Here is a 16,704-nt window from a genome sequence, read left to right on the forward strand (position 1 = left end):
CCGTGGCCCGGTTCGAGGACGGGGGCGTGCCGGTGCCGCGGCACTAGCTCCTTGCGCCGACCATCCTCAGCACCAGGTCCGCGTACAGGGTGCCCACGTCCTCCGGCGTCCGCGAGCCGTTCACGTTGAACCAGCGGGCCACGTCGATGCACAGGGACAGGACCGCGAGGGTCGTGCCCGGGACGTCGGGAACGTCGAAGTCGCCGGCCGCCACGCCGTCCTGGATGATGCCGCGCACCTCGGCGTCGACCTGGCGGCGCAGGGCGATGATCTCCGCGCGGGCGTCCGCGCCGAGCGAGTCCAGCTCGTACTGGACGACCCGCGCGGTGGTACGTCCGCCTGCGTGCCAGCGGACGAAGGAGCTCACGGCGTCGGCGAGCCGCTCGGCCGGGCTGCCGGGACGGCCGGCCGCCGTCCGCAGGATGTCGAGGGCCTTCTCGTGGCCGATCCTGCTGATCCGGTGGAGCAGCTCTTCCTTCGTCTTGTAGTGGATGTAGAGCGCGGCCGGGCTCATCCCCGCCCGGCCCGCGATGTCGCGGGTCGTCGTCGCGTGGTACCCGCGCTCGGCGAAGGCCTCCACGGCGGCGACGAGCAGCCGCCGGGCCGCGTCAGGGGTGACCTCGGCCCACGGCTGCATCTCGCCGCCGGCCGTCTCCTCCGCCGTACTCATCGCTCGTTCGCCCCTTCCAGTGACAGGACGAACACCATACCCCCGATACTGAGCGAGCGCTTAGACTGCCCGCTCAGAGCGGTGGGAAGCGGCCCCGGGGCCTGGTGGACGGGCGGAGGTCACAGCTTCTCGTAGGGGTCGTGCTCGGCAAGGAGCTTCTCCAGGCGGGCCTGGTCGACGCGGCTGACAATGTGCCCGGCCTCCTGCCGGTCCCGGATCACCTTGGCGAGGGTGAACGCCGAGGTGACGAGGTACAGCACGGCGATTCCCAGGAAGGCGCGCACCCAGGTGTCGGCCTCCAGCCGGAAGATGCCGAGGCCTGTGGCGACGGCCGCGACGCCGAAGGAGACGACCGCCTGACCGTAGAAGGCGGCGGTGGACTGCTGCTTGACCGGTGTGTCACTCATACGACCAGGGTCGGCGGATGCGGCCGGTGCCACATCCGCCCGCGTACTCAGTCGACGTACTCAGAAAGCCGACACGCCGGTCAGCGCCCGCCCGATGACCAGCTTCTGTATCTGGCTGGTGCCCTCGTAGAGCGTCATGACCCGGGCGTCGCGCAGCAGCTTGCCGACCGGGTACTCGTCGATGTAGCCGTAGCCGCCGAAGACCTGGAGCGCGTTGTTCGCGGCGCGCACCGCGGCCTCCGAGGCGAAGAGCTTGGCCTTCGAGGACTCCGTGGCGAACGGCTCGCCGCGGTCGACGAGATCGGCGACACGCCAGGTGAGCAGCCGTGCCGCGTCCACGTCCACGGCGATGTCGCTGATCAGTTCCTGGACGAGCTGGTGGTGGGCGATGGTCTTCCCGAACTGCTCGCGCTCGGTCGCGTACGTCACGGCGGCCTCCAGCGCGGCCTGGGCGATCCCCACACAGCCCGCCGCCACCGACATCCGGCCCTTGGCCAGTGCGGACATGGCGACGGTGAAGCCCTTCCCCTCGGGGCCGAGCATCGCCGAGGCCGGTACGCGCACGTCCTCCAGGGTCAGTTCGGCGGTGGCCTGGCCCCGCAGTCCGAGCTTGCCGTGGACGGTACGGCGGGTCAGCCCGGGGGTGTCGGCCGGCACGAGGAAGGCGGAGACGCCCTTGTGGCCGGGGGCGTCGGTCGAGCGGGCGAAGAGCAGTACGACGTCCGCCCACGTGCCGTTGGTGATGAACATCTTGCTGCCGTTGATCACGTACTCGTCGCCGTCGCGCCGGGCCCTGGTCGAGAGGCTGCCCGCGTCGGAGCCGGTGCCCGGTTCCGTGAGCCCGAAGCAGCCGACGTACGCGCCGGAGGTCAGGCCCGGCAGCCACTGCCGCTTCTGTTCCTCGCTCCCCCAGGACGCGACGGTCTTGGCGACGAGCCCGAGCGAGACCGAGACGATGCCGCGGACCGAGGAGTCGCCGCGACCCAGCTCCCCCGTCACCAGGCAGTACGCGAGGTGGTCGCCGCCGGAGCCGCCGTACTCCTCGTCGACGGTGAGGCCGAGGAAGCCGACGTCGCCGAGCTTCTTGACGAGCGAGCGGTCGACCTCCTCCGCCCGGTCCCAGGCGATCACGTTCGGGGTGATCTCCCGCTCGACGAAGTCCCTGGCCAGCCGTCGGACGGCGGTCTGCTCCTCGCTGAGCTCCAGGTTCATGCCGAGTCCTCCCGGTCGAAGGCCACGTGAAGGCCGTGGCGTGAAAGCCGCGACTTTAAATTAGCACTGCTAGTTTCTGTTCCGCAGCCCTACTATGTGCGCCATGGCCCGACCGCGCAAGCCCCTCCTCAGCACCGACCGCATCGTCGGGGCGGCACGGACGCTGGTGGACGCCGAGGGCCTCGCCGCGGTGTCGACCCGCCGGCTGGCGGCGGAACTGGGAGTGAGCGGGCCGTCCCTCTACAACCACTTCCGCACGAAGGACCAGATCCTGGAGGCCGTCGCGGACTCCGTGAGCGCGCAGGTCGACCTGTCGATGTTCGACGACGGCCGGGACTGGCGCACCGCGCTGCACGACTGGGCCGTCTCCTACCGGGCGGCCCTGCGCGACCACCCGAACATCGTGCCGGTGCTCGCCCGCGGGCCCGGCCGCCGCCCGGCCGGACTGCGGCTCGCGGACGCCGTCTTCGGTGCGATGGTCGCGGCGGGGTGGCCGCCGGCTCAGGCCACGTCCATCGGCGCGCTGATGCGGTACTTCGTGATGGGGTCCGCGCTCGGTTCGTTCGCCGGGGGCTTCGTGGACGACGAGACGGCGTACGATCCCGCCGACTATCCGCATCTCGGGCAGGCCCATCTCCTTGCCGAGCAGCAGGAGAAGATCGACGAGCGGGCGTTCGAGACGGGGCTCAGGGCGTTGCTGGACGGCTTGGCCCAGCAGTACGAGGCGCTCCGCGGGTAGGGGGTTCTGTGGTGGTGGGGGTCTGCGGTGGTGGGGTGGGCCGTGGCTTATGCGCCGTTCCCCGCGCCCTTTGACGGCGCTTCGGTGGTGCGGGCGTACGACGGCTGCGGGCCGTGGGGGCTGAGCGCGCAGTTCCCCGCGCCCCTCAAAGGCGCTCCGGTGGTGCGGTTGCTCCACGGCTGCGGCGCCCTATGGGCTGAGCGCGGCGTTCCCCGCGCCCTTGAGGGGCGCCGGGCATCTTTCGGTGTTCGGCGAAGTGTGGGGCGTGCATGCTGGGGTCATGTCCTCCTCACGCACGGGGCGGGCGCGGGGCGCGCGCGCTGGCGCCGCGGGGCTCGCTGCCCTTGCCTCCCTGGTCGCCGACGAGACGCGGGCCGCGTTCCTGCTGGTGCTGCTCGACGGGCGGGCGTGGACCGCCGGGGAACTGGCGCGGCACGCGGGGGTCGCCGCGTCCACGGCCAGCGAACACCTGGGAAAGCTGGTCTCGGGCGGGCTGCTGACCGAGGAGCGGCAGGGGCGCCACCGGTACGTACGGCTGGCCGACGCCCGGGTCGCCCAGCTCGTCGAGGACCTCGCCGCGCAGGTGACGCCGACGGCGGCCGCACGGCCGCACACCCTGCGCGAGGCCGGCGCCGGCAGTGCGATGGCTCGCGGCCGTACCTGCTACGACCATCTCGCCGGCCGTCTCGGCATCGCGGTCACCGACGCGCTCACCGGGCTCGGCCTGTTGCGCCAGGACACCGGGTTCGCGCTCACCGACGAGGGGGTGAGCTGGTTCGACACCCTGGGCGTCCCTCTCGTACGCACCGGCCGGCGCCCGCTCGCCCGGGCCTGCCTGGACTGGACGGAACGGCGTCCTCATCTCGCGGGGACCGCGGGAGCCGCGCTGTGCCGGCACGCCCTGGACGCGGGGTGGTGCGTACGCATCGGCTCCGAACGGGCCGTGAAGGTCACGGACCGGGGCGAGCGGATGTTCGCGGAGCTGCTGGGGATCCGGCCGGAGGCGCTGCGCTGACCCGCCGGGACCGTAGCCCCCCTGTCGCCGAACGGCCGACGCCGGGTGCCGGAACCCGGACCCCGGAACCCAGGCCCTGGCAAAGAGCCCGTCCGAAAATCGCGAGCCCTTCGACCGCCTCCCGCCTAGCCTCTGGACCGTGATGAACTCTGCTGCGCCCGCCCGTCGTACCGAACTGCTCGCCGCCGCGGCAGCCACGGTCACCGTGCTGCTGTGGGCCTCCGCCTTCGTGTCCATCCGCAGTGCGGGCGAGGCCTACGCGCCCGGCGCGCTGGCTCTGGGACGCCTGCTCGCCGGGGCGCTGGTCCTCGGGGTGATCTGCCTGATACGCCGGGAGGGACTGCCCGCGCGGGCCGCCTGGCCGGGCATCGTGGTGTCCGGGCTGCTCTGGTTCGGGCTGTACATGGTGGTGCTCAACTGGGGTGAGCAGAAGGTCGACGCCGGGACCGCCGCCCTGGTGGTGAACGTCGGACCGCTGATCATGGCCCTCCTCGCGGGCTGGCTGCTCAAGGAGGGGCTGCCGCAGCGGCTGCTCGCCGGGATGGCCGTCTCCTTCGCGGGCGCGGCGGTCGTCGGACTGTCCATGTCCGGCGAGGGCAGCGCCTCCGTGGTCGGCGTGCTGCTCTGCCTGCTCGCCGCGGTCGCGTACGCGGGCGGTGTGGTCGCCCAGAAGCCGGCCCTGCGGCACGGTTCCGCGCTCCAGGTGACGACGTACGGGTGTGTGATCGGCGCGGTGGCCTGCCTGCCCTTCGCCGGGCAGCTGGTCTCCGACGCCCGGGACGCCCCGCTGTCCGCGACCCTCAACATGCTGTACCTGGGCGTCTTCCCGACCGCTCTCGCCTTCACCACCTGGGCGTTCGCGCTGGCCCGCACGACGGCCGGGCGGATGGGGGCCACCACGTACGCGGTACCCGCGCTGGTGGTGCTGATGTCCTGGGCGGCGCTCGACGAGGTGCCGGGGTGGATCACTCTGGGCGGCGGGCTGGTGTGTCTCGCGGGCGTGGCGGTGTCGCGGTCGGGGCCCCGGAGCGCGGCGACGGCAGGGGCGGCCACTCCCGCCACGGCCGTCGGCGCGGCTGCGGAGACCGGCCCGGAGACACACCCTGAAACGCGCCCTGAGCCGCAGTCCGGGAAGGCCTAGGGCAGCCCTAGTCCGCGAACATCACCATCGCTCGTCCGCCCTTGCCGGCCAGCATGTTCTCGAACGCCGACGGGATGCCGTCCAGGCCGATCCGTTCCGTGACGAGGGCGCCCAGGTCCAGCCGTCCCGCCCGCACGTGCTCGGCGAGGACCGGCAGGTCACGGGCGGGATCGGAGTTGCCGTAGACGCAGCCGGAGAGCGTGCGGCCCCAGTGGAAGATCTCCAGCGCGTTGAAGGAGACCTGCTGGTCCTTGCCGCCGATGCCGACGACCGTGGTCCGGCCGCCCCGACGTGTGGACTCCCACGCGGCGCGGATCGTGACGGCACGGCCCACGCACTCCACGGCCACGTCCACGCCCTGCTTGCCGGTGAGCCCCCGGATCTCACGCGCCGTGGCGTCCGAGGCGACGACGTACTCCGTCGCTCCGGCCTCCCGCGCCAGGGCCTCCTTCTCCGGTGACACGTCGACCGCCACGATCGTCGAGGCACCGGCGATCCGGGCGGCCTGGAGAGCCGCGAGCCCCACGCCGCCGACGCCGAAGACCGCCACGGTCTCACCGGCGCGGACCTGAGCCGAGTGGTGCACCGCCCCGTAGCCGGTCAGTACGGCACAGCCGAGCAGGGCGGCGTCCGCCAGGGGGATCCCGTCCGGCGCCGGCAGCACGCACGCGCCCGGCACCACCGTTTCCTGCGCGAACGCGGCGACGTTCAGGCCCGGGTACAGGTCCGTCCCGTCGGAGGTGCGCCGCGCGTACACGTTCCCGGCCCCCACCAGCGCGTTGGCGCACAGCCACACCTCGCCCAGTGTGCAGGCGTGACAGCTTCCGCAGGAGGGAGCCCAGTTGAGGACGACTCCGTCCCCGGGGGCGACGTGCGTGACGCCGGGCCCGACGGAGACGACGGTCCCCGACCCCTCGTGCCCGAGGACGGCGGGCACCGGCACCCGCATGGTGCCGTTGGTCAGCGACAGGTCGGAGTGACAGACCCCGGCGGCGGCGAGGCGCACCCGCACCTGCCCGGGGCCGGGCTCCGGCAGTTCGATCCCGGTGACCTCCAGCGGGGCCCCGACGGCGGGCAGGACGGCGGCGCGAACCGTGTCGGTGTTACGGGCCATGCGTACAACGCTCCTAGAACTGGAGGGACTTGGTCTGGAGGTACTCGGAGAGTCCGTGCGAGCCCAGCTCGCGCCCGACGCCCGACTGCTTGTAACCGCCGAAGGGCGCGAGGGGGTTGAAGCGTCCGCCGTTGATGTCGACCTGCCCGGTGTCCAGGCGTCGCGCGAAGGCCACCGCCTCCGCCTCCTCCCCGGCCCAGACGGCGCCCGCGAGCCCGTACACCGTGCCGTTGGCGATGCGCAGGGCGTCCGCCTCGTCCTCGTACCGGATGACCGACAGGACCGGGCCGAAGATCTCCTCCTGGGCGATCGTCATCTCCGGGGTGACGTCCGCGAAGACGGTCGGGCTGACGAAGTACCCCTGTTCCTGGGGGGCTTCGGGTCCGCCGGCGACCAGGCGTGCGCCCTCGGCGACGCCCTTCTCGATGTAACCCCGCACGCGCTGCTGCTGCTTGGCGTTGACGACGGGTCCGATGCGCTCGCCGTACTTCGCGGCGGCGTCGGCGGCCAGGGAGACCGCCTCGTCGTACTGCGAGGTGTGCACCAGCATGCGGGTCCAGGCGCTGCACGTCTGGCCGGAGTTGGACATCACGTTGGCGACGCCGACGTTCACCGCCTTGGCCAGGTCGGCGCTCGGCAGGATGACGTTGGCGGACTTGCCGCCCAGTTCCAGCGCGACCCGCTTGACGGCCGCGCCCGCCGTCGCGCCGATCCGCCTGCCGACGGCCGTCGAGCCGGTGAAGGAGACGAGGTCCACGCCCTCGTGCCCGGCGAGCGCCTGGCCCGCGACCGGGCCGAGGCCGGTGACGAGGTTGAAGACACCGGCCGGCAGACCCGCCTCGTGGACCGCCTCCGCGAAGAGCTGCGCGGTCAGCGGGGTGTCCTCGGCGGGCTTCAGCACCACCGTGCAGCCCGCCGCGAGGGCCGGGGCGACCTTGGCGACGATCTGGTGCAGCGGGTAGTTCCAGGGGGTGATCGCTCCGACGACGCCGACCGGTTCCAGGTAGACGGTCGAGTTCCCGACCTTCTCCTCGAAGGCGTACGAGGCGGCGAGTTCGGCGTACGAACCGGCGACCGCGACCGGCGCCCCCACGTGTACCGCCTGGGAGAACTTCAGCGGCGATCCGAGCTCGGCGGTGACCGTCCCGGCGATCTCGTCCCTGCGGGCGACGAGGACGTCCCGGAGTGCGCCGATCCGCGCGGCGCGCTCGGCGGGCGGGGTGGCGGCCCAGCCCGGGAAGGCGCCGCGGGCGGCCCGGACGGCGGCGTCGACGTCCTCGGCGGTGCCCGCCGGGACATGGCCGATGACCTGCCCGTCGGCCGGGTTCACGACGGCGATCGTGTCCGCCCCAGCGGCCGGGCGCCATTCGCCGTCGATGTACATGCCGTCGTGTGCCTTCATGCGTTCCTCCCGGGAGTGGGGCGGCGTCGTCCGCCACCCCAACCTAGCCGTCGTCCACACCTCAAACTAGCGGTGTTAGTTTTTGCACGCCAGGGGCGCCGCCGCGGTGGACGCCGCAGGCTCCGGTCCGGCCGGGAGGAACCGGACCTCAGAAGTCCGCGCGTGTCGGTTCGTCCAGCCTGGCCACGGACTCCTGGCCGAACTCGCGCTCGTACGCGTTGCGGATCCGCTCGATCCGCGGGTCGGCCGCCCGGGCCCGCCCGGCCGGATACAGCAGGATCAGCTCGTACGACCGCTCGCGCTCGACCACGCCGTTCCTGTCCCGCCACTGACCGCGCCCGTCCTGCACGGTGAGCCCGTCCGGGAAGGCCGGGGTGACCTTCCGGTCGACGAAGTCCATGAACTGCCGGTCGGTGACGGCCGGGCCCCCGTCGGGGCGCTCGGTGCCGAAGAACAGACGCGTCTCGACGTAGGCCGCGCCCCTGACGGCCGGGGCGGCTTCCCGGGGCTTGTCCTCGGTGAGCGTGGCGTACGCGGCCGGGGCTCCGGCGAACAGCAGGGCGGAGGCGGTCGCGACGGCGAGGCGGGTTCGGGTGATGTTCGTGATCATGGACGTATGCCTAGCGGGACTCACTCGTCCAGGTCCGGCAGGCGCGCCGGGGCCGGGCAGATGCGGACGCCGTGCTGGTCGAAGACAAACAGATGGGCGAGGTCCACGAGAAGCGGGACCTGCATCCCGTGCCGAAGCGCGTGGTCGGGTGTCGTACGGACGATGAGGTCCCCCGGCGGCCGGCCCTCGGCCGACTGCTGTTCCGCCCGGTCCGGCTCCGCGTCGCCCGGGTGGTCCATGACCACCACGGGCCCGGCCCGCAGTACGTCCGCCCGGCCCCGCAGCCGGCCGAGGACACCGCCCTCCCGACGGCGGCGGCGGGACGGACCGGCCACCGGTCGCGGCGCCTCCAGATCCGGTACGAGCGCGGGCCGCGAACCGGTGTTGAAGTGGACGAGGGCCTCGTGCCCCTGGAACTCGACATGTTCGACGAGCCCGCTGATCGCCACCTCGCCGGGCCGGGCCTCCGCCCGCCGGGCGATCCGTACCGCCTCGGAGCGCAGGCCGACGATGACCTCGCGGCCCTGCTGCACCCGGAGCAACTGGTGGTCCAGGCACAGGGGTTCGGGCAGGACGAGGGCCTGGCGGCCGAGGCCGATCGACATGGCGCCGTCGAGCGGGGCGAGGACGACACCCCGGAGCAGGTTGATCCTGGGCGTGCCGACGAAGGCGGCGACGAAGACGTTCTCCGGCCGCGCGTAGACCTCGCGCGGGGTGCCGACCTGCTGGAGGACACCGCCGCGCAGGACGACGACCCGGTCACCGAGGGACATCGCCTCCGTCTGGTCGTGGGTGACGTACACGGTGGTGACGCCCAGCTCCCGGGTGAGCCTGGCTATCCCGGCCCGCAGGTGGTTGCGGAGTTTGGCGTCGAGGTTGGCCAGCGGCTCGTCCATCAGGAAGGCGGAGGGGTGCCGGGCGATGGCCCGGCCCATCGCCACGCGCTGGCGTTCCCCGCCGGAGAGCTGATGGGGGAAGCGGTCGAGAAGGTCCTCGATGCCGAGCATGCGCGCCGTGGCGTCCACGCGCGGGCGCGGGTCCTGGCCGGGGGCCTCGATACGGAGGGGGAAGCCGATGTTCCCGCGGCTGGTCATGCTCGGGTAGAGCGCGAAGTTCTGGAAGACCATCGCCATGTCCCGCTCGGAGGGCGGGAGATGGTTGGCGTACGCCCCGTCGAGGCGTACCTCTCCCTCGGTGGGGTCCTCCAGTCCGGCGATCATCCTCAGCACGGTCGACTTGCCGCAGCCGGACGGCCCGAGCAGCACCAGGAACTCGCCCGGCGCGATGTCGAGCGACAGCCGCTCCACCACACGCACGCCGGGCGTGTAGGACTTGCTGACCTGGTGCAGGGAGACGGCACGTGGCATGGGACGTGACCCCCGGGGGCTCACAGGGCGCCGGCGCCCCGCGGTCGGAGGTCTCGCGCGGGTCGTACGAGACCTATGAGTCACGGAAGCTAACGGACCGCACACATCCCGGGGAAGACTCACGGCGGGATCGGACGGCCGATGTACGGCGCCCCACGCGAAACCCGCCGTTCCGGCAACTCCCGTGCGAAGAGCGCCTGTTCAGCGTCTCTCGCGCTCTGGTGCGGATGGCGTACGCCTCGTACGCTCCGTCGGCCCGGACCCCGCGGCGCCGGTACGGCCCTGCCGCAGCCCCAGCCCCGAGGCGATCACCAGCAGCGCTCCCAGCATCACGAACGGCGCGGCCACGCCCGCCACTCCGGCGATCAGGCCCGCGGCGGCGGGCGCGGCGACCTGGCCGAGCCGGTTGCCGGTCAGCCGCAGGGCGAGGGCCGTGGAGCGCGCCTCGTCCGGTGCGGCCTGGACGACCGTGGTCATCGACAGGGGCTGGCCCACGCCGAGGCAGAAGCCGAGCAGCGCGAGGATCACGGCGAGGCCCCAGACCGGCACGGGCAGCGCGATCGCGGCACACAGCACGGCGGCCAGCAGACAGGTCGTGGTGAGCAGCGCGGCCCGGCCCAGCAGCCGCAGCATCGGGGTCATCACCAGACGGCAGGCGATGGTCGCCGCCGCGCGCAGGCTGAGCAGCAGGCCGATCACGGAGGGCGCGATGCCCCGGTGCTCGCCGACGACCGGCAGGTACGCGGTGAGGATGTCCGTCGCGGAGAGCACGGCGAGGCTGATGAAGATGCCCGCGGGCACGCCCCGGGTGCGCAGGATGCGGTGCACGGGGACGCGGTCGCCCTGTCCGGTACGGGACTTGGGCTGCGTACGGTGCTCTATGCGCCACAGCGAGACGAACGAGACCGCGGCGACCGCGCCCGCGACCAGCAGGGCGAGGGCGCTGGTGCCCGCCATGTCGGGGCCGCCGATGAGGGCGCCCGCGGCGATCGGTCCGACGAGCTGGCCGAGCGAGGCTCCGATGGTGAAGTGGCCGAAGTTGCGGTCCTGTTCGTGGGGCGCGGACTGGCGGGCCACGAGCGACTGGGCACCGATCACGAACGAGAGGTGGCCGAGGCCCATCACCCCGCTCCAGGCCGCCATGGCGGCGAGGGAGTCGGCCTTGCCGCTGAGGGCGCAGCCGCCGGCGATGAGGACGACGCCCACCGGGAGCAGCGGGGCGCACCGGCCGTGGTCGGTCCGCCGTCCGAGCGGTACGGCGGCGAAGAGCGGCAGCAGGGCGTACACCCCGGCGATCACGCCGATCGCCCGTTCGTCGGCGCCCAGCGCGAGGGCCCGGTAGGAGACGGCGGGCCGTGCCATCGACACCGCCCCCTGCGCGAAGCTGAAGGCGATGACGAGGCGGAGCAGCCAGCCGCGGTTCCCACCGGGCCTCACAGTGACGCTTCCCATCGGATCAAGTCGGCCCTCCCGGCCGTGTTCTGGGCCGGACGCCCGGCCCCGGGAGTTCGGTCGGACTCCCGGGAGCCGGGGGTCAGATGATGCCGAACAGGATTCCGGCGCCGAGGACCACCAGCGAGGTGAGCGCGGCCCACTTGACGACGAACTTGGTGTGGTCGCCGAACTCGACCTTGGCCATGCCGACGAGGACGTACACGGCCGGGACCAGAGGGCTCGACATGTGCAGGGGCTGGCCGACGAGGGAGGCGCGGGCGATCTCCAGCGGGGAGACGCCGTGCGCGGCACCGGCCTCGGCGAGGACCGGCAGGACACCGAAGTAGAAGCCGTCGTTCGACATGAAGTAGGTGAGCGGGAGGCTCAGGACGCCGGTGACGATGGCCATGTGCGGGCCCATGCCGTCCGGGATGCCGTCGACGAGCCACTTGGCCATGGAGTCGACCATGCCGGTGCCCTGGAGGACGCCGGTGAAGACGGCGGCGGCGAAGACCATGCCGGAGACGTTGAGGACGTTGTCGGCGTGGGCGGCGAGCCGGGCCTTCTGGTCGGGGATGTGCGGGAAGTTGACCGACAGGGCCAGCGCGGCGCCGAGCAGGAACAGGACCGGGATCGGCAGCAGTTCCATGATCATGGCGGTGAGGAGGGTCAGCGTGAGCAGCGCGTTGAACCAGTACAGCTTGGGACGCAGGGTCGGACGGTTCGGGTCCAGGCCCTGGAGGCGGACGTCGTCCTCCTCCTCGTCATCGGTGGCGTCATCGGTGGCGTCGGTGCCGGAGCCCGCGCCGCCCGTGGTCTTGGAGAAGCGCACCTTGCCGTCGCCCGGGCCGCCGGAGGCGGTGGCGCCGGCGCCGACGAGCACCGTCTCGGTCTCGGTGACCTCGGTCGCCCCGGGGGTCTCGGTCTCCTGCTTCTCCTTCTCCAGCACGTCGGCGAGGCTCAGCACGCCGAGCCGCTTGCGCTCGCGCAGGCCGAGGACGTACGAGAGGGCGATCACGGCGACCAGGCCGACGGCGAGCGCCGGGATCATCGGGACGAAGATGTCACCGGCGTCGAGCTTGAGCGCGGTGGCGGCGCGTGCGGTCGGGCCGCCCCAGGGCAGGGTGTTCATCACGCCGTTGGCGGTGGCGGCGACACCGGTCATCACCACGAGGCTCATCTTGAGGCGCTTGTACAGCGGGTACATCGCCGAGACCGTGATCATGAAGGTGGTCGAGCCGTCGCCGTCCAGCGAGACGATCGCCGCGAGCAGGGCCGTGCCGACGACGATGCGCAGCGGGTCGGCCTTGCAGAACTTGAGGATGCCTCGGACGATCGGGTCGAAGAGGCCGACGTCGATCATGACGCCGAAGTACACGATGGCGAACATCAGCATCGCGGCGGTGGGCGCGAGGTTGCCCACCCCTTCGATGACGTAGTCGCCGAGGTGTGCGCCCTTTCCGACGAACACGCAGAAGAGTGCCGGGATCAGTACGAGCGCCGCGATCGGCGACATCTTCTTCATCATGATCAGGACCAGGAAGGTCGCGATCATGGTGAAGCCGAGGATGGTCAGCATGAGTGGATACCTAACGTTCGCCCTTGAACTCCCACCAGGGCCGGCGGTTCGAGTGACGTTAGGGCGGGCCCGCAAGTCTTAACAAGATGTTGACACGAGAGCAATAAGCGCAAAACTCCTGGTCACAGCGTTGTGCCTGTTGGCGCGATATCGATGGGTACGCCATTGAGCACTGCCGTGCCGGACAGCGGGTCGAGCAGGCTGCCGTCCAGGAGCTGGTTGACGTTGACGCCGGGTTCCGTCGCGGCGTGGGTCAGCCGGGTGCCGGGACGGTCGTGTCCCCAGCCGTGCGGCAGGCTCACGACGCCGCGTCGTACGGAGTCGGTGATCTCGGCGGGGGCCACGACCTCTCCCCCGGCGCCCTTCACCCGCACCGGGGCGCCGTCGGTGACGCCGAGGCGTTCGGCGTCCTCGGGGTGGATGTGCAGGGTGCAGCGGTTGGTGCCGCCGGTGAGGGCGGGGATGTTGTGCATCCAGCTGTTGTTGGAGCGCAGGTGGCGGCGGCCGACGAGGACGAGGCCCTCGGGGCGCCGGCGCAGCGCGTCGCGCAGGCGCGGGAGATCGTCGGCGAGCGGCCGCGGGAGGAGCTCCACGAGCCCGCTGCGGGTCTTGAGGGGCTGCGGGAGGCGCGGCTGGAGGGGTCCGAGGTCGATGCCGTGGGGCTGGTCGAGCAGCTTCTCCAGGGTCAGGCCCTCGGGGCGTACGCCGAAGCCGTCGCCGTACGGGCCGAGCCGCAGCATCATGTCGAGGCGCCGCTCGGGGCCGGTGTCTCCGGTGAGGGCGGCGGCGAGTTCCTGGGGGTCGCGGCCGTGCGCCGGGGAGTGGGGTTCCTTGACGGCCTTGCCGAGGGTCTGGCCGATGACCAGGTCGTCGACGGCGGAGGGGTCGGCGCCGTGCATGCCGGTCGCGGCGAGGACGAGCCGGGCGAGGATCTCCGTCTCGGCCATCCTGCCCGCTTCCAGGGGGACCGCGGCCCGGGTGTAACGGACCTGGTTGCGCACGGCGAGCGTGTTGAAGGCGAAGTCGTGGTGCGCACTCTGCGACGGCGGGGGCGGCGGCAGGACGACGTGGGCGTGGCGGGAGGTCTCGTTCAGGTACGGGTCGACGCTGACCATGAAGTCGAGTGAGTCGAGGGCCTTGTCGAGGCGGTCGCCGTCGGGCGTGGACAGGACGGGGTTGGCGGCGACGGCGATGAGGGCGCGGACCGGCTCGCCCTCGGCGGTCGGGGTGTCGATCTCCTCGGCGAGGGCGGCGATCGGCAGTTCGCCCTTGGCCTCCGGGTGGCGGCCGACCCGGCTGTGCCAGCGGCCGAGCGCGAAGCCGCGGCCGGGTCCGGCGGGGCGGGGTGTCCGGTCGGTGGCGGCCTGCGGGAAGAGGGCGCCGCCGGGGCGGTCGAGGTTGCCGGTGACGATGTTCAGGATGTCGACGAGCCAGCTGGCCAGGGTGCCGTGCTCGACGGTGCAGCTGCCGATGCGGCCGTAGACGGCGGCGGTGGGCGCGGCGGCCAGTTCGCGGGCGAGCGCCCGGATGGTGTCGGCGTCGACGTCGCAGGCCCCGGCGGCGGCCTCGGGCGTGAAGTCCCGGACGGCTTCGGCGAGTTCGTCGAGTCCTTGCACGAGGTCGCGGAGGTCGCCGAGGTCGGTGAGCTTCTCGTCGAAGAGGACGTGCGCCATCGCCGCGAGGAGCAGCGCGTCGGTGCCGGGGCGGATGGCGACGTGCCGGTCGGCGAGCCTCGCGGTGCGGGTGCGGCGGGGGTCGATGACCGTGAGGGTGCCGCCGCGCGCCTTGAGGGCCTTGAGTTTCCCGGGGAAGTCGGGCGCGGTGCACAGACTGCCGTTGGACTCCAGGGGGTTGGCGCCGATCAGCAGCAGGTGGTCGGTGCGGTCGAGGTCGGGTACGGGGATCGCGTTGGCGTCTCCGTAGAGGAGGCCGCTGGAGACGTGCTTGGGCATCTGGTCGACGGTGGACGCGGTGAAGAGGCTGTGGGTGCCGAGTCCGGCGAGCAGGACGGTCGGGTAGAGGGCGCCTGCCATGGTGTGCACGTTCGGGTTGCCGAGGACAACGCCGACGGCGTGCGGCCCATGCCGTTCGACGACCGGCCGCAGTCCGGCGGCGACCGCGTCGAAGGCCTCCTCCCAGGTGGCCTCGCGCAGTTCGCCGTCCGTGCGTACGAGCGGGGTGCGCAGTCGGTCCGGATCACCGTCGGCGGCCCCGAACGAGGCGCCCTTCGGGCAGATGAACCCCTGGCTGAACACGTCGTCGCGGTCTCCGCGCGCGCTCGTCACCCTGGTCCCCTCGATGGTGAGCGTCAGCCCGCAGGTGGCCTCGCAGAGCGGGCAGATGCGCAGGGCTGTGCGGGAGTCGGTGGTGCTGGACACAGGGTCCTCCCGGAGGGGGTGGCGGCGACGGTGACGCACTGACCCGACCGAGCATACCGACCGGTATGAACGGTGGGGAGGGGCCGACGGGGGTCACGTCGGAAATTCGCGGGCCGCTCGGACCGCGAAGGCCTCCGCCCTCTCCGCCCACCCCCGAGCCCTACTGCCGCCCGTACGTCGTGCGGATCAGTCGAGCGACCGCGAGAGGTACGCCCGGAGCAGCTCCCGGGTCTCCTCGACGACCCGCTCGTCGCCCTCCGGGCTGAGGCGGAAGGCGAGCTGGACGAGGGTGTCGGCCGCTTCGACGGCGATGAGGAAGGTGCGGCGGAGGTCGTCGTCGGGGGCGCGGCCGAGGTAGACGGAGAGCATGTCGGTGAGGCGGTCGGCGACGCGCGTGTTGGGTTCGGCGTCACGGGTGCCGACGGGGATCTGATTGCCGAAGTCGACGAGCGAGAACCCGGGCGCCGTGCGCTTCATGGCGAGGTACTCGTCGAGGACCGCGTCCATGGCCGCGCGCCAGCCGGCCCCCTCACCGGTCTCCTGGAGACGACGGGTGACGCGCTCGGTGTAGACGTCGAGGTTGCGCTGGGCCAGCGCGTCGGCCATGGCCCGCTTGTTGCCGAAGAACCGGTAGACGGAGCCTATGGGCACACCGGCGCGCAGGGCGACCGCGCGGGTGCTCAGGGCGTCGTAGCCGACCTCGTCCAGGAGGTCGGCGCAGGCGTCGAGGATACGGGTGAGTCTTTCGGCGCTCCGGCGCTGGACGGGCGCGCGGCGCAGCGAGGTCGCGTGGGGCACGGGCTTCATGATGCCTTTCCGCCGGGGTCCGGTGAACCTTGCCCTCGGGTACGAGGTCGGTGTCCGTACCACTCATCCTTCGGTGTGCGGGCCGCTCGCCGTCCGGCGTCCGGACCGTGCCTCGCGGGTGCCGGTCCGGTGGTCACGGAGGCCGGGGGCCCGGCGACCTCCGAACCCGAGAGCCCCGAACCGGTGGCCGCCGGTGGCGAGGGCTGCGGGCCGGTGGCCGTGGAGGGCCGTGCGGGCGGGCCGGCCGTCGTCCGCCCCTCGTGCGTGGGGCCCGGGTCGGACACCGTGATGTCCGCGGTGCTGCCGACGGGCTCTCCGTCGACGGCCCACACCGTGTCGTCATCGGCGTGCAGGCGCACGGTCACCTGGTGGGTGCCGCGCGAGACGACCCCGCCGGAGAGATGGTGGACCGGGCCGCGGAGCTGGGACAGGGGGCGGCCGTCCAGCCGGAGCAGGGCGTAGCCGCGGCCCTGCTCGGCCGCCCCGCGCGTACCGGCGGGCGAGAAGCTGAAGTCACGGACGGTCAGCCGGACGTCCCAGCCGTCGTCGTCGGCGGGCTGTATCTCGACGTCGACCCGGGGCGCACTCTTCTCGTCGACCTCACGGTAGTGCCGCCCCTCCTCGTCCGTGTCCTCCAGCACCTCGCCCACCGGTGAGGGCCTCACCTCGTCGTCGTCCTCCTGCGCGTCGCCGGATCCACAGCCGGTCGCTCCGACGAGCAGAGCGCCGAGCAGGGAACAGACCGCGAGCGCGGTGAGTAGTACACGCGTCCACGACATCCCGGGAGATTAGAACACCTCTCCGAGAGCCGAATCCCCCTTGAGTCGGG

The 16,704-nt window shown here is 72.5% G+C and carries 15 protein-coding genes; 3 read left to right on the top strand and 12 right to left on the bottom strand.

The features are described 5' to 3' along the window. Nucleotides 1-43: 43 nt before the first annotated feature. The 3 genes from KUF83_RS36285 to KUF83_RS36295 form a co-directional block, all read right to left on the bottom strand. On the bottom strand, nucleotides 44-670 hold the full coding sequence (locus KUF83_RS36285; protein ID WP_217459312.1) for a TetR/AcrR family transcriptional regulator: 627 nt from the start codon (nucleotides 668-670) through the stop codon (nucleotides 44-46). A 119-nt stretch (nucleotides 671-789) separates the two neighbouring features. Next, the gene (locus KUF83_RS36290; protein WP_217459313.1) at nucleotides 790-1,077 is read right to left on the bottom strand and encodes a YiaA/YiaB family inner membrane protein; all 288 of its coding nucleotides are present in this window, start codon (nucleotides 1,075-1,077) and stop codon (nucleotides 790-792) included. A 60-nt stretch (nucleotides 1,078-1,137) separates the two neighbouring features. Beyond that, the gene (locus tag KUF83_RS36295; RefSeq protein ID WP_217459314.1) at nucleotides 1,138-2,289 is read right to left on the bottom strand and encodes an acyl-CoA dehydrogenase family protein; all 1,152 of its coding nucleotides are present in this window, start codon (nucleotides 2,287-2,289) and stop codon (nucleotides 1,138-1,140) included. A 103-nt stretch (nucleotides 2,290-2,392) separates the two neighbouring features. Here KUF83_RS36295 and KUF83_RS36300 point away from each other — a divergent pair, with 103 nt between their 5' ends. The 3 genes from KUF83_RS36300 (at nucleotide 2,393) to KUF83_RS36310 (ending at nucleotide 5,184) form a co-directional block, all read left to right on the top strand. Continuing rightward, complete coding sequence (locus tag KUF83_RS36300) at nucleotides 2,393-3,028, top strand: TetR/AcrR family transcriptional regulator (RefSeq protein WP_217459315.1); 636 nt, start codon at nucleotides 2,393-2,395, stop codon at nucleotides 3,026-3,028. 280 nt (nucleotides 3,029-3,308) lie between these two features. Next, nucleotides 3,309-4,043, top strand: a complete 735-nt coding sequence (locus tag KUF83_RS36305; protein ID WP_217459316.1) for a helix-turn-helix transcriptional regulator — start codon at nucleotides 3,309-3,311, stop codon at nucleotides 4,041-4,043. A 142-nt stretch (nucleotides 4,044-4,185) separates the two neighbouring features. Continuing rightward, the gene (locus tag KUF83_RS36310; RefSeq protein WP_217459417.1) at nucleotides 4,186-5,184 is read left to right on the top strand and encodes a DMT family transporter; all 999 of its coding nucleotides are present in this window, start codon (nucleotides 4,186-4,188) and stop codon (nucleotides 5,182-5,184) included. A 7-nt stretch (nucleotides 5,185-5,191) separates the two neighbouring features. Here KUF83_RS36310 and KUF83_RS36315 read toward each other — a convergent pair whose 3' ends face one another. The 9 genes from KUF83_RS36315 to KUF83_RS36355 all read right to left on the bottom strand — a co-directional run bounded on the left by KUF83_RS36315 (nucleotide 5,192) and on the right by KUF83_RS36355 (nucleotide 16,654). Further along, nucleotides 5,192-6,298 carry a Zn-dependent alcohol dehydrogenase gene (locus KUF83_RS36315; RefSeq protein WP_217459317.1) on the bottom strand — a complete coding sequence of 369 codons (1,107 nt, stop codon included), beginning with the start codon at nucleotides 6,296-6,298 and terminating at the stop codon, nucleotides 5,192-5,194. A 13-nt stretch (nucleotides 6,299-6,311) separates the two neighbouring features. Next, the gene (locus KUF83_RS36320) at nucleotides 6,312-7,700 is read right to left on the bottom strand and encodes an aldehyde dehydrogenase family protein (RefSeq protein ID WP_217459318.1); all 1,389 of its coding nucleotides are present in this window, start codon (nucleotides 7,698-7,700) and stop codon (nucleotides 6,312-6,314) included. A gap of 148 nt (nucleotides 7,701-7,848) precedes the next feature. Further along, complete coding sequence (locus KUF83_RS36325; RefSeq protein WP_217459319.1) at nucleotides 7,849-8,310, bottom strand: DUF3574 domain-containing protein; 462 nt, start codon at nucleotides 8,308-8,310, stop codon at nucleotides 7,849-7,851. A gap of 20 nt (nucleotides 8,311-8,330) precedes the next feature. Beyond that, complete coding sequence (locus KUF83_RS36330) at nucleotides 8,331-9,677, bottom strand: ABC transporter ATP-binding protein (protein ID WP_217459320.1); 1,347 nt, start codon at nucleotides 9,675-9,677, stop codon at nucleotides 8,331-8,333. A gap of 201 nt (nucleotides 9,678-9,878) precedes the next feature. Further along, entirely contained in the window at nucleotides 9,879-11,114 is a 1,236-nt protein-coding gene (locus KUF83_RS36335) for an MFS transporter (protein WP_217459418.1), read from the bottom strand. Between the two features lie 97 nt (nucleotides 11,115-11,211). Then, complete coding sequence (locus KUF83_RS36340) at nucleotides 11,212-12,690, bottom strand: CitMHS family transporter (protein ID WP_217459321.1); 1,479 nt, start codon at nucleotides 12,688-12,690, stop codon at nucleotides 11,212-11,214. 122 nt (nucleotides 12,691-12,812) lie between these two features. Next, complete coding sequence (locus tag KUF83_RS36345; RefSeq protein ID WP_217459322.1) at nucleotides 12,813-15,068, bottom strand: molybdopterin oxidoreductase family protein; 2,256 nt, start codon at nucleotides 15,066-15,068, stop codon at nucleotides 12,813-12,815. Nucleotides 15,069-15,254: 186 nt separating this feature from the next. Next, nucleotides 15,255-15,875 (bottom strand): TetR/AcrR family transcriptional regulator, encoded by a 621-nt coding sequence (locus KUF83_RS36350; protein ID WP_217459323.1) that lies wholly within the window; start codon nucleotides 15,873-15,875, stop codon nucleotides 15,255-15,257. Then, entirely contained in the window at nucleotides 15,872-16,654 is a 783-nt protein-coding gene (locus tag KUF83_RS36355; RefSeq protein WP_308403300.1) for a nuclear transport factor 2 family protein, read from the bottom strand. The genes KUF83_RS36350 and KUF83_RS36355 overlap by 4 nt, the downstream gene beginning before the upstream one ends. Nucleotides 16,655-16,704: the final 50 nt, after the last annotated feature.

The sequence above is a fragment of the Streptomyces sp. BV286 genome, from assembly GCF_019090165.1.
Classification (GTDB): domain Bacteria; phylum Actinomycetota; class Actinomycetes; order Streptomycetales; family Streptomycetaceae; genus Streptomyces.

Excerpts from the sequence above, each read along its gene's own strand:
- KUF83_RS36285 (WP_217459312.1), bottom strand. The coding sequence starts at position 670 with ATGAGTACGGCGGAGGAGACGGCCGGCGGCGAGATGCAGCCGTGGGCC.
- KUF83_RS36290 (WP_217459313.1), bottom strand. The coding sequence starts at position 1,077 with ATGAGTGACACACCGGTCAAGCAGCAGTCCACCGCCGCCTTCTACGGT.
- KUF83_RS36295 (WP_217459314.1), bottom strand. The coding sequence starts at position 2,289 with ATGAACCTGGAGCTCAGCGAGGAGCAGACCGCCGTCCGACGGCTGGCC.
- KUF83_RS36300 (WP_217459315.1), top strand. The coding sequence starts at position 2,393 with ATGGCCCGACCGCGCAAGCCCCTCCTCAGCACCGACCGCATCGTCGGG.
- KUF83_RS36305 (WP_217459316.1), top strand. The coding sequence starts at position 3,309 with ATGTCCTCCTCACGCACGGGGCGGGCGCGGGGCGCGCGCGCTGGCGCC.
- KUF83_RS36310 (WP_217459417.1), top strand. The coding sequence starts at position 4,186 with ATGAACTCTGCTGCGCCCGCCCGTCGTACCGAACTGCTCGCCGCCGCG.
- KUF83_RS36315 (WP_217459317.1), bottom strand. The coding sequence starts at position 6,298 with ATGGCCCGTAACACCGACACGGTTCGCGCCGCCGTCCTGCCCGCCGTC.
- KUF83_RS36320 (WP_217459318.1), bottom strand. The coding sequence starts at position 7,700 with ATGAAGGCACACGACGGCATGTACATCGACGGCGAATGGCGCCCGGCC.
- KUF83_RS36325 (WP_217459319.1), bottom strand. The coding sequence starts at position 8,310 with ATGATCACGAACATCACCCGAACCCGCCTCGCCGTCGCGACCGCCTCC.
- KUF83_RS36330 (WP_217459320.1), bottom strand. The coding sequence starts at position 9,677 with ATGCCACGTGCCGTCTCCCTGCACCAGGTCAGCAAGTCCTACACGCCC.
- KUF83_RS36340 (WP_217459321.1), bottom strand. The coding sequence starts at position 12,690 with ATGCTGACCATCCTCGGCTTCACCATGATCGCGACCTTCCTGGTCCTG.
- KUF83_RS36350 (WP_217459323.1), bottom strand. The coding sequence starts at position 15,875 with ATGAAGCCCGTGCCCCACGCGACCTCGCTGCGCCGCGCGCCCGTCCAG.
- KUF83_RS36355 (WP_308403300.1), bottom strand. The coding sequence starts at position 16,654 with ATGTCGTGGACGCGTGTACTACTCACCGCGCTCGCGGTCTGTTCCCTG.